Source organism: Streptomyces sp. NPDC052040 (genome assembly GCF_044548405.1).
Taxonomy (GTDB): Bacteria; Actinomycetota; Actinomycetes; order Streptomycetales; family Streptomycetaceae; genus Streptomyces.
Genome location: NZ_JBIUBV010000001.1, coordinates 1,252,931 through 1,265,920, shown reverse-complemented (window position 1 = coordinate 1,265,920; position 12,990 = coordinate 1,252,931). Strand labels below are relative to the sequence as shown.

Annotated in this window: 9 protein-coding genes; 4 read left to right on the top strand and 5 right to left on the bottom strand. The window is 70.4% G+C overall.

Annotation, left to right across the window (positions count from 1 at the left end; all coding sequences use genetic code 11):
* The first annotated feature begins 532 nt into the window (after positions 1 to 532).
* Complete coding sequence (locus ACIHAA_RS05375) at positions 533 to 1,675, top strand: ricin-type beta-trefoil lectin domain protein (RefSeq protein WP_399813385.1); 1,143 nt, start codon at positions 533 to 535, stop codon at positions 1,673 to 1,675.
* 145 nt (positions 1,676 to 1,820) lie between these two features.
* Here ACIHAA_RS05375 and ACIHAA_RS05370 read toward each other — a convergent pair whose 3' ends face one another.
* Both ACIHAA_RS05370 and ACIHAA_RS05365 read right to left on the bottom strand, forming a co-directional pair.
* Positions 1,821 to 2,321 (bottom strand): hypothetical protein, encoded by a 501-nt coding sequence (locus ACIHAA_RS05370; RefSeq protein WP_399813383.1) that lies wholly within the window; start codon positions 2,319 to 2,321, stop codon positions 1,821 to 1,823.
* Positions 2,322 to 2,345: 24 nt separating this feature from the next.
* Positions 2,346 to 3,194 (bottom strand): MBL fold metallo-hydrolase, encoded by an 849-nt coding sequence (locus tag ACIHAA_RS05365; RefSeq protein WP_399813379.1) that lies wholly within the window; start codon positions 3,192 to 3,194, stop codon positions 2,346 to 2,348.
* A gap of 270 nt (positions 3,195 to 3,464) precedes the next feature.
* Between ACIHAA_RS05365 and ACIHAA_RS05360 the strand changes: the two genes are divergently transcribed.
* Positions 3,465 to 3,878, top strand: a complete 414-nt coding sequence (locus ACIHAA_RS05360; protein WP_399813376.1) for a winged helix-turn-helix transcriptional regulator — start codon at positions 3,465 to 3,467, stop codon at positions 3,876 to 3,878.
* A gap of 232 nt (positions 3,879 to 4,110) precedes the next feature.
* Positions 4,111 to 5,046: an alpha/beta hydrolase gene (locus ACIHAA_RS05355; RefSeq protein WP_399813374.1), complete on the top strand. Its 936-nt coding sequence runs from the start codon at positions 4,111 to 4,113 to the stop codon at positions 5,044 to 5,046.
* Positions 5,047 to 5,225: 179 nt separating this feature from the next.
* On the opposite strand, the gene ACIHAA_RS05350 is transcribed toward ACIHAA_RS05355, so the two are convergent.
* Positions 5,226 to 7,406 (bottom strand): hypothetical protein, encoded by a 2,181-nt coding sequence (locus ACIHAA_RS05350; RefSeq protein WP_399813370.1) that lies wholly within the window; start codon positions 7,404 to 7,406, stop codon positions 5,226 to 5,228.
* Positions 7,407 to 8,414: 1,008 nt separating this feature from the next.
* On the opposite strand from ACIHAA_RS05350, the gene ACIHAA_RS05345 reads away from it, so the two are divergent.
* The gene (locus ACIHAA_RS05345) at positions 8,415 to 11,345 is read left to right on the top strand and encodes an AAA family ATPase (protein WP_399813367.1); all 2,931 of its coding nucleotides are present in this window, start codon (positions 8,415 to 8,417) and stop codon (positions 11,343 to 11,345) included.
* Positions 11,346 to 11,363: 18 nt separating this feature from the next.
* On the opposite strand, the gene ACIHAA_RS05340 is transcribed toward ACIHAA_RS05345, so the two are convergent.
* Together ACIHAA_RS05340 and ACIHAA_RS05335 are read right to left on the bottom strand one after the other, a co-directional pair.
* Positions 11,364 to 12,188 carry a DeoR/GlpR family DNA-binding transcription regulator gene (locus tag ACIHAA_RS05340; protein ID WP_399813364.1) on the bottom strand — a complete coding sequence of 275 codons (825 nt, stop codon included), beginning with the start codon at positions 12,186 to 12,188 and terminating at the stop codon, positions 11,364 to 11,366.
* Positions 12,189 to 12,418: 230 nt separating this feature from the next.
* Complete coding sequence (locus ACIHAA_RS05335; RefSeq protein WP_399813362.1) at positions 12,419 to 12,958, bottom strand: CGNR zinc finger domain-containing protein; 540 nt, start codon at positions 12,956 to 12,958, stop codon at positions 12,419 to 12,421.
* Between the last annotated feature and the right edge of the window lie 32 nt (positions 12,959 to 12,990).

Sequence of the window (12,990 nt, the reverse complement as noted above, 5' to 3'; positions counted from 1 at the left end):
GACCGCTTCCGCAAATGCGCAACCAAGGTGAGCGTTCCAGCCCGCACCGGCGGGGCGTGGTGCGGCCGTTGGCGCCTCGGCATCCGACACGGATTCCGGGTGCGGAGTGCGGTGGCAGCGGCCGAAACAGCCGCCCGGGGGTGTGCGCGTCGTGCCGCGCCGCCGCTCCACGCCGGACGTGAGACCCTCGCTCCCCCGGACATCGGCGCCTTGACGGCGTTCGCGGCGCAGAGCTAGACAGCTCCGCAACGCCTAGCCCAAGGAACGCCGTTATCCGATGAAGATCACTCCGGCCCCACCACGCAGGGTCTTCCTCCTGCTCCTCGCCGCTCTCTCCCTGTTCGGGCCGGCCTTATGGCCAATGACTCCAGCAGCGGCCTCAGACTCCGGATTCGAAGCCGAATCCAGCTCCGGCTCCTACTCGCTCCTTTACGATCCCGGCCCGTCGCACTCTTGCTACGGAAGGCTCGTAGAAGGAGCCCCGGACGGAAACAACAGCGATCCGGCGCATGAAAACACGTCTGGCTGCGATGTGTTCGGGGCGACCAAGGAATTCCAGCGTGACCCCGCCGACCGGCCCACCTGGGACATGGGAACGCGCACCTGGAACGGCTCCGACTGGGGCAGGACTCCCGGCTACTCGTTCACGTCGCAGTCCGACCCCGCGGCGGTCACCATGCGGAACAGCGCCATCGGCGACTGCGCTGTCCACGAGACCAACGTCAGCTACACCTACCAGGGCACGCATCTGCGGTTCGGCCCCGACCGCAAGAGGCTCGCCCTGGGCGACGGACAGGTGAACGTCTCGTACGACGCGCAGATTCAGAAGCAGGGCGACTTCTCCTGCGCTCAGCATCGGGCGATTCTCACCACGGACTTCATCTTCGAAGACCCCGAGCACGGCTCCGCCCTCCCGGATGTGCTCTCGATCGTCCACTACGACCCGGGGACGTTCCAGCCGGTCGACTCACATGGCATCCAGTGGGAGACACTCGACGAAAAGACGAACACCTGCGATGCGCAATGGGGCTGCCGGGTCATGGTCCGCGCACCGCAACTGCTGTCCGACTCGTCGAACTGGACCCCCGTCAACGACGACATCAGCGCACTGTTCGACAAGTATGCCGCGTACCTCAATCCGGGGAACAGGATGGACAAGTCCCAGTTCACCCTGCGGGGCATACAGGTCGTCAGCAGCAACGTAGGAAGCTCGACGACCGCTTCGGTGAAGAACGTCGATGCGCGCCTCACACCGAAGGCACCGATTCATTCCACACTGAAGGTCGAGAACCAGAACGGCCTGTGTCTGGACGACTACGACGACACCAAGGCCTCCCCCGCGGAACCCCAGCTCTCCTCGTGCAACGGGACCGAGGCCCAGGACTGGACCATCGGCCTGGACAACACCCTCCGGGTGAACGGCATGTGCCTGGACGTGGCGAACGGCGCCACCACGGACGGCGCCAAGGTGATCATCTACACCTGCAACGGAGGGACCAATCAGCAATGGGTCCTCGGCCGCTGGGGGAACCTCTACAACCCGGCATCGGGACTGTGTCTCACGGTCACGGGCGGCTCCGTCAAGCCGGACACCCGGGGCCTGCTGGCCATCAGCAACTGCTGGGGCGGCACCAACCAGAAATGGTGGACGCCCTACGGCGACTTCCAACGCTAGGAACACCGTCGCCGGAACACCCCGACCAGGAGCGCGTCCCCTTCCCCCACAGGGGACGCGCTCCTTCCCCTATGATCGCGACCCCGGCGACACGCGGCTGGCATCCGCATCCGCTCCTGGGGAGACCGGCGGCAGGCAGGCGCACTCACCCACGGCTCTCTGCCCGCGCTGCCGCGTCATGGGACCAGACCTCGGCGAGGCTGTCGTGGTCCACGTCCGCGTTGGTCTCCGTGGCGTGGATGGCCACGACCCGCCAGCCCCGCTCGGACTTGGCGACACTGAAGTGCACGGCCCAGCGCTGGACCTCGCTCTCGTCGGCCCGGCGGCGTGACCAGATCACCTCGATGGAGGCGCCCACGGCGTTGTAGACGATCACGCGGCGGTCGGGCACCACGGTGTGGCTGTACCCCGATTCGCGCAGCGGGGCATGATTGAGTTCCAGAAAGCGCAGCACACTGGCGTCGTCGAGGCACCAGAACGACTGTTCAAACGCCGTGACATGCAGGGGAGTTCCCCAGTAGGCGAGGATGAACTCCGGCCCCTCGGTGGATTCTCCGGCGGCCACGGCGGCCCAGCGCGGCAGATAGTCCTCGAAGAACCAGTGCGTCACTTCGGTGCGCGTGGCGGCGAGCCGGTCAACGGACATGTCCCTCACGCTCCGCAAGGGGGATCACCGGCCCAGAAGAGCGGCCGCGGAGTACCAGAGCGGGCTTCGGTTGAGGTGATCGGGGTAGAGGCCGAGCATCGCCTCGTAGTACGGGGCCGGGTCGCTGTGGGTCTTCAGCAGCCGGGCCGCATCCTGAAGGTAGGCGCGGGTCCGGCCGATGATGGCCGGGTCGTCGGGCAGCTCGCGGTTCTTGTGACCGGCCACGACCGCGGTCGGCCGGAGCGCCTCGATCCGGTCGAGCGCCTCCAGCCACTCGTCCAGGCCGCCGCCCGCACTCTCCATCAGCATCTGGTGCACACCGTTGTAGACGGCGTCACCGGCCACCACCAGGCCGATCGACGGCACATGCAGCACGGTGGTCTCGTCGGTGTCGGTGTGCCCGACCTCCATGGGCCGGACGGGATGGCCCTCCAGGCAAATGCCCTCGGCCGGTATCGGCTCGGCCAGGACCGGCGACTCGGGGATCTGGCCGGGGAAGTAGTCGTCGAACATCTGCTGGCGGGTCTGCACCGCCCGCTCCATCACCCCGATGGTGCCGGGCGTGGCGTAGACCTTCGCACCGGAGAACCGCTTGACCAGTTCGGCGGTGCCGAACCAGTGGTCGCCGTGACCGTGCGTGATGTAGATGTACGCCAGCCGCTTGCCCGACCGCTCGACCCAGTCCCCCACCTCCTGGATCTGGTCGTAGGTGAACGGCGGGTCGACCAGCACGGCATCGCGCTCACCGTGGATCAGGGTGACGGACAGCGGCGACGACATGAGCGGGCCGCCGTCCGGCATCCGGAGTTCGGACTTCCGGGGCTTCCCGTCCAGTACGAGAACGTCGTAGGAGAGAGCGGTTGCACTCGCCACAGCGGTACCTCCATTGGCTTTGCACTGATTGATCCGGCTGTCGGCAGGGGGTGACTCTGCTTTTCAGAGTCACCCTTCGCGGAGCAAGGTTCCACGCTGACTCCGAAAAGTCAACCCAGAGGGGACGCCACCCCATGAGCGAACGGATCCTTGATCCAGCCGCTCGGAGGCTGACTGGGACAGACGAAGCCAAGTGGTAATCTCGGACCCATGGCGAAACGAGGTTCACTCGAAGCAGGAGGGGCTTGCTCAATAGCGCGGAGCCTCGGGGTGCTGGGCCAGCGGTGGACCCTGCTCGTGGTCCGCGAGGCACTGAAGGGCCGCACCAAGTTCAGCGAGTTCCAGGACGCTCTGACGATTTCGAGCGATGTGCTGGCGCAGCGCCTGGAGAGCCTGGTCACCGCCGGTGTACTGGAGAAGCAGCCCTACCGCGACAGCGGTTCCCGCGAGCGCCAGGCATACCACCTGACCCAGGCGGGCCGTGAGCTCGGCCTCGTGATCGCCGCACTGATGACCTGGGGCGACAAGCACCTCGCCGACGCGGCGGGACCTCCGGCGCTCCTGCGGCACCGGCAGACGAACGAGCCCGTCCAGTTGACGTTCGTCGACTCCGAGGGGGCACCTGTCGCCCTTGAGGACGTCATCACCGTCCCCGGCCCCGGCGCGTCACCCAGCCAGATCTGATCACTGCGGGGCCGATCACCGGGAGGACCGGTGATCGGCCCCGCTGCGTCTACCCCCAGGCCCCGGCCATGGCACCCCCGCCACGGCCGGGGCCTTCCGTCGCACCCAGACGCCCCCACCTCGCACCCCACCTCACACACCCCGCTGCCTTGACTTCTCCAAGTCGGCGGATAGCCTGGCTCCGAATTTCCAATCCAGTCGGTTCCATGAATCGTGAAGGTGGAGCAGCGGCATGGTCACAACCCCTGAAGAGATCTACGTGCCCGTCGACGACGGGATCGACCTGCACACCTGGCTGTACCGTCCCGCCGAGGCATCCGCGTCCGCTCCCGCGCCCGCGCCCGCGCCCGTGCCCGTGCCCGTGCCCGTGATCAGCATGGCCCACGGTTTCGCCGGCCTGAAGTACCACGGACTCGACGGCTATGCCCAGCGGTTCGTCGCGGCCGGTTTCGCCGTGGTGATCCACGACCACCGCGGGTTCGGCCTGAGCGGCGGGCAGCCGAGGCGGGACATCGATCCGTGGCGGCAGCTGCACGACTGGCGACGTGTCATCTCCTTCATCACCACTCTGGAAGGAGTCGATCCCGGGCGGATCGGCGTGTGGGGCTCCAGTTACGCCGGAGGCCACTCCCTCGTTCTCGGCGCGAGCGACCGGCGGATCAAGGCGGTCGTCTCCCAGGTCGCCACGATCAGCGGCTACGAGCAGAGCCTGCGGCGGGTACCGGTCGAGAAGCGCGCGGCCATGGCCGGGCTGCTGGCGGACGACGACCGCGCACAGCTCGACGGCGAACCCGGCACCCAGCCCATCAACAGTCCCGACCCCGGCACCCTCGCGGTGTACCACTCCCAGGAGATCGAGGACTTCAACGAGCGGTTTCCCACCCCGGAGGGAGTGGAGGACGACCGGCGGGTCACACTGCGTTCGACGCTCAAGGCCCAGCTGTACGAGCCGGGTGTCTGGGTTCCGCGGGTGGCACCCACTCCCCTGCTCATGATCGTCGCCGAGCACGATGTGATCACCCCGCATGAGTTCGCCGAGGCCGCGTTCGAGACCGCGGGCGAGCCGAAGAAGCTGGTCCGGTACGACGGCGGCCACTTCGACGCATACGCGAAGAACCTCGACGAGACCAGCGGCGCCGCCCTCGACTGGTTCCTCAAGCACCTGTAGCGGCCCCCCTCCCTCCCCCCCTCGCGGTCCGCACCATGTCCCGCCGCCCGGTCCGCACCATGGCCGCCACCCGGTTCGCACGACGGCCCGCCGCCCGGTGAGGGCGGCGGGCCGGGACGGCACAGCGGGAGCGCGCCGGGGTGGGGCAAGGCAGCGGGAATCCGCCGGAGGCGGGGCGGTCAGCGCGAGGTCAGCAGTACCTGGGCGGAACCGTCGGGCATGCCTGCGATGCTCACCTGGTCCCCCGGGAAGGCGGCGGCGCCTCGGAGTCCCCCGAGAGGGCGGAACGGCGCGAAGCCGTCGCTGCCGCGGACGCTGTGGTAGACATTGCCGTCCAGTCCGACGGCCAGTATCTGGCTGGTTCCGTCGGGCATGCCGGTGAGGGCCACGGCAGTCGCGCCCATCGCCTGTGTCGACACTCCCCGAGGCGTGAACCAGTCCGCCCAGGATCCATCGGCACGGTGCGTCGTCACCCAGATGTTGCCGTCGTTGCCGATCGCCGCAATCTGACTGTCCCCATCGGGCAGGGCGGCGATCGCCGGCCCATGGCCCTGGAAGTCGGCCGCGTTGACGCCCTTGACGACCGACCACGGGGTCCAGGAACCGTTGGCCGCCCGCGTTCCCAGCCGCATCCTGCCGTCGGCGCCGAACAGCAGCACCTGCGTGGAACCGTCGGGCATACCCGCCAGCGCCACCCTGGACGCCTTGACCAGGCCGTTGTCGGTCCCGGCCATGGCGGCCCAGCCCTGCCAGGAGCCGTCCGCACGGCGGATGGTGTGGTAGGCGTAGCCGTCCTTGCCTACGGCGACGATCTGGGCGTCACCGTCCGGCATCCCGGTGATGGCCGTGTCGGTGGCGGCGAAGCCCGGGTTCCTGTTGTCGGCAGCAGGCAGGATGTTCCAGCCCTGCCAGGATCCGTCGGCACGGCGGATGGTGTGCCAGATGTTGCCGTCGTTGCCGATGCCCACGACCTGGGCGCTGCCGTCCGGCATCGCCGCCACGGACTCGCGGGAGCCCTGGAACCGGAAGGCGTCACCGGCGCCGGACAGCGCCGTCTGCCCGGTCCAGGAGCCGTCGCTCCTGCGGCTGGTGCCGTAGAAGGTGTGCGGGGTGACCGGGACGGTCGGCAGGTTCTTGGAGATGATCTCCCGTTGCAGCTCGCCCGCGCCGACGCCGTCCGAGTTCTGGTTGACGTCGTCGGTCATGATGATGTTCATGTTGTCGCTGACGTTGGAGGTGTTCCAGTCGCCGCGGAACCTGTCCAGGAGCTGCTTGTTCAGCTTGTGTTCCAGGTTGAGGAGCATGGTGTCGGCGACGGCCGCCGGGAGGAGCTTGAGCTGTGCCAGGAACCAGGTGATGGCCGCGTCGGGGATGGAGTTCGTCGGGTCGACGATGCCCTCCAGGACGAAGAACTTGTCGGCGTCCCCGCCCGGCGCCTTGGCGAACACCTGACCCGCCCGGTTGATCACCGCATCACGGTTCTTCTGTGCCTGGTCCGGGTCCAGCCAGCTCTTCGCGACGTCCCACGCGTCGTGCGAGACCTCCACATAGCTGCCGCGGAAGGACTGCGACCCGGGCCCCCAGGCCCACGGGTACGACGTGCTGTTGGTGTCGTCGATGACGACGATGTGCTTGCCTGCGGCCATGAACTGGTTGTACGTCGAGGTGGGGCTCAGGGAGCCGTCCGCGATCTCGGGGTTGTCCAGTCGGCTGCCGTCGATCACACCGCCCAGCTCCGAGATGGCCGCACGGATGTCCTCCCTGGCGGTGGCGGACGGCGCCACGGCCTGGAGCCGGATGATCACGATCTCCTTCTTGTGCTGGTGGATCCAGTCGCCCAGCTCGGACACCTCGCCCTTGACGCGATGGCCCGAGGCGTCCCAGGAGTCGAAGAACTGTCGGCCCATCGGTCCGCCGTGGTAGAGGTACCACGTGCCGCCCTGCTCGCACAGACGCAGGTCCAAGTACCGTGATCCGCCGTCGAGTTGCTCGATCAGGGACCCGCTCTGACTCTTCGACATGCTGGCCGCGACGGAGCGGTTCTTCTTCGCGGTGGAGGCGGTGTCGCCCAGGTCGCAGATGCCGCTGTCCTTGGTGATGCCCGCCGTACCGGCGTCATGGCTGCCCGGCATGACGATACGGTTCAACGGCCGGTCACCGATGGTCCCCTGCATCTGCTCCATCCAGGAGCCGAGGTCGACCGTGGACTGACTCGCCGCCGGACGGACCCCGGCCGCCCGGGCAGTGTCCGGAGCCGTCGCCGCGTTCGCCGCGGGTGCGCCGACCACGACGGACAGACCTCCGACGGCGACTCCCGCGACTAACCGCCGTCCCAGGTGTGCGGCGCTGCTGCGCGTCATGCTGCGCATGGTGTTCTCCTGACGTTGAAGTCCGTTGTGGCGGGCGGCAGTTGTGCGCCGGCTCGGGCGGCGACCGCCGGGATCGAGTCGCCCCGGCGAAGGGAGGCGCTCTCGGATGCGGACCGAGTCTGTGGCGCGCCGTGAGAGCCCGTCAATCGGCACGGAACCTCCACACCACGCCCGTCATCATCGGGCGCGCCGCCTTGCGGGCGCCCGGGAAGACACGCGCCGGACGCCCGGAGCGGGGAGGGAAAGAGCCGGTCGCGGTGCGCCTCGCCCTGCGCCTCCCGGGCTGTCGGGCGTCGGTGCACCGACGGCCGCCGCCCCGACCGTCGGTGCACCGACGCCCGAGCCGTTCCGCGGGCGGCCGGATCCGGTGCTTTCGGCGCCTCGGGAAACGATCACGGCAGATGAGCACTTCGCCGGGGGCGGCCCGCTCCACCGGTCTCCAGGGGGTCGCCCGGCACAGTCCACGGGTCACTCGGTGAGCTGCGGGTCACCGGGCCAAGGGACAGCAACCCCCGTGCAGCGAGGGCGCCTTCGCAGATACGCCCCGGGTGGCGTCCGGCCGCACGGAAGCGGCCTCTGTGCCGGGCCCGGAGCCGGAGAGTATCGATGATTTTCCCCGGTCGTCCACCAGGGTCGTGCACCGGGCACGGTGGCCTACGCTGGCCCTCCGGGCGGTGGGTCGCCTCGGCGGGTGGTCCCAATCCCTCGTTCCGCTGTGCCGGGAGGTGCCCTGCCCGAGCGCGCGGACCATGGGCCATGGCGCGGGCGGAAGGGCACCACGGCGGCTAGGGTCTTTCGTTGGGATCGGGCCGGGTCAGGGAGCGGGGTCTGGTGCCGTGCGTCGCAAGGCGGAGGAGGGCGTCATGGCGGAGCCATGGCAACCGACGACAACACCGCGAGGCGCGGCACCAGGGCCCGCGAGCCCGGCCTGATCCACACGAGAGGCCCTAGTCGATGAGAGCACCAAGACACCAGTCGGAGCACGACAGTGGGGACCTCGTGGACACGTTCACCGGTCGCCCGGGCGAACTGCGCAGACTGCGCGCCGCGGCCGAGCGGGCCAGAGCCGGAACGGGCGCGGTGGTCCTCGTCCGGGGTGCGCCCGGCATCGGAAAGACCGCGCTGGTACGCCGCTTCCTCTCCGGGCTGAGGGACTTCACGGTGCTGACCACCACGGCGACCCCCATGACGAGCGAGGCCGCCTTCGACTGTCTCTCCCGGCTGCTGCGCCCGGCAGTCGTCCCCGCACAGGGCCGCCGCACACCGGGGGACGCGGGCGCCGCGGCCTCGACCCCGCCTCCCCCGGCCGCTCCGCACACGCTGCGCAGACTGGTGGACTCCCCCGCCGCGGGGCCCCTCGCACTGTTTGTGGACGATGCCCAGTGGGCGGACGGGCCCAGCCTGTGCGCGCTGGTGGAGGCCGCACATGAGGGAGTCCGCCTCTGTGTGGTGCTGGCGGCGCGGCGTACGCGGTCCTGGGACGAGGAGACACTTCGGGCGCTGCACACGGGACACCCCGTCGCCACGATCGACCTGACGGAACTGGACGACGGCGCGGCGGCCGACCTGGTGGCGAAGACCCTCGGCGGCACCACCGACCGCACCCTCACCCGGCAGTTGCTGCGTCACTCGGGGCGCCACCCGCTGTATCTCAGTGGACTGCTCGGCAGTCCGCACGCGGTGAACCCGCCCGAGCGCTCCTGGACGCCGACGCTTCCCGCGACCGTGGTGCAACGTCAGCTGCGGGGACTCCCCCTGGCGAGCGCGGAGGCGCTGAACGCCCTGGCCGTTCTCGGCGGCTCGGCGTCCGTACCCACGCTCGGCCGGGTACTCGGTGTGCCCGACCACGCCACCGCGCTGGACCCGCTGGTGGACGAGGAACTCATCACCCGGACCTACGGTCCCGTGCCCACGGTGGCGATCAGGCACTCCGCGTTCCGCGACGCCCTGTACGCCGCCCTGCCCTCCGCCCGCCGTCACCTGCTGCACCGGGCCGCGGCCGGCGCCGTCGACCGGAGGCAGAGCCTGACGCACCGGGTGGCGACCGCGGGCACCCTGGACCGCGGGCTGGCGGCGGACCTGCTGCGCGTGGTCGAGGAGGAGGTCGCCGAGGGACGCCTGCTGCCCGCCGCGCGGCTGCTGTCGTCGGCGGCTCAACTGCCTTGTACTGACGGGCATTTCTCAGGCCATCTGCTCTTTGGCGCGGTCCGGCTGCTGTTCTGGGCCGGTGCCGACACCGAGGCGGCCCACCATGCCGACGCCGTGGCCGCCTGCGGCCCGTGCCCCTGGCGGGACGAGGCACTCGGGCTGACCGAATTCGCCTCGGGCCGGCTCAACTCCGCTCGACGTCTGCTGGACCGGGCACACCAGTCCCTGCGCACCGGGCACCCGGGCCAGAGCGCCGTGGTCCTCGCCGAAGTGGCCATGGTGCACGCGATCCTGGGACAGGGCGAGGCCGCCGCGAGCCGTGCCGGACAGGCACTGTCCCTCCTCCGCCGGAACGAAACGACGGCCACGACGGCGGACGGAACGAGGGAAGGTACGGCGGACGGCGCGAGGGACGGGGCGGCGAACAGGGCGGCGGACGCCACGGCGGCCGCGAACACCACCCGCGCCACGCCCCGCGCCGACAACCCCACCGACAACCGCACCGACGGCCACGCCGAAGACCGCGCCGCCGCCCCTACGCCGTGCGGGGCCCCGGACATCGTCGTCCCGCCGGGCACGGACCGGTCGGCCGAAGCCCTGATCGCGTACGGAGCCGCGCTTCAGCACGGTGCGCACAGCGGCCTCGCGCGGCTGGCGGACCTCCCCGAGGAGGCGGACGGGATCGGCGAGGACGACGTTGCCTGCCTCACCGTACGCGGCATCCTGCGGCTCGCGGACGGCCGGACGGCGGCCGCGACGACCGATCTCACCATGGCCCTGGTCCGCGGCCGGACCGGCGGCGCCCGTCTCTTCGGTGTCGGCGCCGCACTGCATCTGGCCATGTGCCGTCTGCTGAACGGCGATTGGGACCGGGCGATCGACGGGATCGAGGCCGCCCTCGACGACGAGCAGGGCCGCCGCTTCGACATGGCCGCGCTGTGGTCCCTGCGTTCCGTCCTCGAAGCGTTCCGGGGCAACGAGGCTGTGGCCGAAGCCTGCCTGACGCAGACTCAGGAGCTGGCCACACACCTGGACTTCGCCGGGCCGCTGTACAACACCGCCATGGCCCGGGCCATGGGCGCCCGGGCGCGAGGAGACCACCGCGGGGTCGTCACCGCTCTTCAGTCCGTGGCCGAACTCTCCGACCACTCGGAACGCGTACGCGTCGTCGCCACGGGATGGCTCCCCTTCCTGGCCGAGTCGCTCATCGTGTGCGGGCTGGCCGACCTGGCGCGCACCGCCCTGGACGCCCTGCGCGCCGTGACGGGCGCCGCGAACCCCTTGCCGGCCGTCGCGGACGCATGGCTGCGCGGCCGTCTGGCGGAGGCCGCGGGCGACCGCGAGGATGCCGCGCGCCGATACGAGGAAGCGGTCCGCGCCCTCCCGCCCGGCCGGGACATTCCCCTGCTCCGCGCTCTGGTGGACACCGCCTACGGACGCGTCGCCGCCGGGCTGGGCCGGACCGGCCTCGCGGAGGAGCGCTTCGCCGCGGCGGAAGCAGTTTTCACGCGGCTCGGTGCCCGTCCCTTCCTCACCGAGTTCCGGGCCGAACGCCGGGCCGCGCTGCCCGCACCCGGCCGGGTGGAGGAGCTGGAACTGCTCACCCCGCGCGAACGCCAGGTGAGCCATCTGGTGGGCCTCGGCCACACCAATCAGGAGATCGCGGACGAGCTGACCCTCAGCGTGAAAACGGTCGAGTACCACCTCCGGAGCATCTTCGGAAAGACAGGGGTGCACAACCGCAGAGAACTGCGTCGGCGCATCCGGGCCGTCGACGAGTGACTGGGCCGGCCTGCCCATTCAGCCCGTACGGCGCTGCCCGGGTCCGGATCCGGGTCCGGCGGTCGGCGGCACGGCGACCAGGACGGTGTTGAGGCCGAGTCTGCGGAGCGACGCGACCATGTCCGCGTTGGCGTGCGCGTCGGTGACCATGGTGTGCACGGACTCGATATCGGCGATCTTCGCCTGGTGCAGTCGGCCCAGCTTCGAACTGTCGGCCACGATGATGGTGTGCTCCGCCTGTTCCAGCATGATGCGGTCGACCTTCGCCCCGCTCACACTGTGCTGGGTGAATCCTCCGACCGGACTGATGCCGTCGGCGCCGACAACCGCGTAGTCGAACGTGTAGGTGCGCAGCGTGCGTTCGGCGGCCTTGCCGACGAGGTCGTTCGCCAGCGGCCGCGCCGTGCCGCCGGTGACCACGACCTTCACCAGCTGGCGTGCCGTGAGGGAGGTGGCCGTGTCCAGGCCGTTGGTGACCACCGTGAGGTCCGGTCGTCCGGCCAGGATCCTGGCGACACAGCCGACCGTGCTGCCACCGCTCAGCGCGACCGTGAGCGGGCCGTTCGGAATCAGGGAGGCGGCCAGGACCCCGATGCGGCGTTTCGCCTCGGTGTTCCGCGACTGACGCAGCCCGACGGGAAGCTCGGCGCTGCGGCGGGCCGCGGCGATCCGCCCGTAGGAGCGCCGGACGAGACCGTTCTCCTCCATCACCGCCAGGTCCCGGCGGACGGTGGGGCCCGATACGCCGAGGACCGCGGGCAGCAGACGGACCTGAAGCTCTCCCTGCCGCGCGAGCAGGGTCAGGATCACCGAGATGCGCGCGTCACGCGTGCCGTCGTTCACCGGCTGCTCCGCCGCGTCCGCAGGACGGGACCCCGGCCGCCCCCGCCACCGCCCTTCCGCGCGGGGCCCCTCCCGTCCGAGCGTCCGAGGTCCGCGCCTCGCCGTACAAGCCTCATCCTGTGTCCCGTGTGAAGGTGCCGTCGTGTTCCCGCAAGACTCGCGCGGCCGGCGCATCGGCGGACCGGGGAAAAACCCTGGGGTTCTGCCGGGAGCCTTCTACGGCGGCCGGGTCAGCCGGTCGCGTGGTGGGCTCGGTGGGCGGCGACGCGGACGCGGGTGGCGCAGCGCGGGGTGCAGAAGCGTTGCGGAGTGCGGCGGCCGGTGTCGATGAAGAAGTGGTCGCAGTCGGGCGCGGCGCACTCGCCCCAGGCACAGGTGCCGCGTTCGCTGAGCCACAGGGCGAGAGCGAGGGCGCTGGTGGAGAGGAGCCAGTGGGTGAGGTCTGCGGTGGGGGGCGGCTGGGTGTGCAGTGACCAGGGGCGGTCAGGCAGGCGGACGAGGCGGGGGCGGGCCGGGTAGCGGTCGAGCAGGGTGTTGATTGCCTCGGCCGCCTCGTCCGGGTCGTGGGTGGTGAGGATGGCGATCAGGTGGGCGGTGGCCTCGCGGAGTTCCCGGGCGTCGGTGTCGGTCAGTTGGAAGGCGGGGCCGCCGTGGCGTTCCAGGATGGCCTGGAGGTCGGCCGCGGCCGCTTCGGGGTCGTCGCGGACGGTGTTCGCGAGGTCGGTGAGGAAGTAGAGGCCTCGGGGGTTGCCACCGGTGTCCTGGGCCATGGGGCCCTCCTTTCCTGATCGATCGCCACCCA

Bases quoted from the DNA above. Each gene is read 5' to 3' on its own strand.
- ACIHAA_RS05335 (WP_399813362.1), bottom strand. From the start codon at position 12,958: ATGGCCCAGGACACCGGTGGCAACCCCCGAGGCCTCTACTTCCTCACC.
- ACIHAA_RS05350 (WP_399813370.1), bottom strand. From the start codon at position 7,406: ATGACGCGCAGCAGCGCCGCACACCTGGGACGGCGGTTAGTCGCGGGA.
- ACIHAA_RS05370 (WP_399813383.1), bottom strand. From the start codon at position 2,321: ATGTCCGTTGACCGGCTCGCCGCCACGCGCACCGAAGTGACGCACTGG.
- ACIHAA_RS05355 (WP_399813374.1), top strand. From the start codon at position 4,111: ATGGTCACAACCCCTGAAGAGATCTACGTGCCCGTCGACGACGGGATC.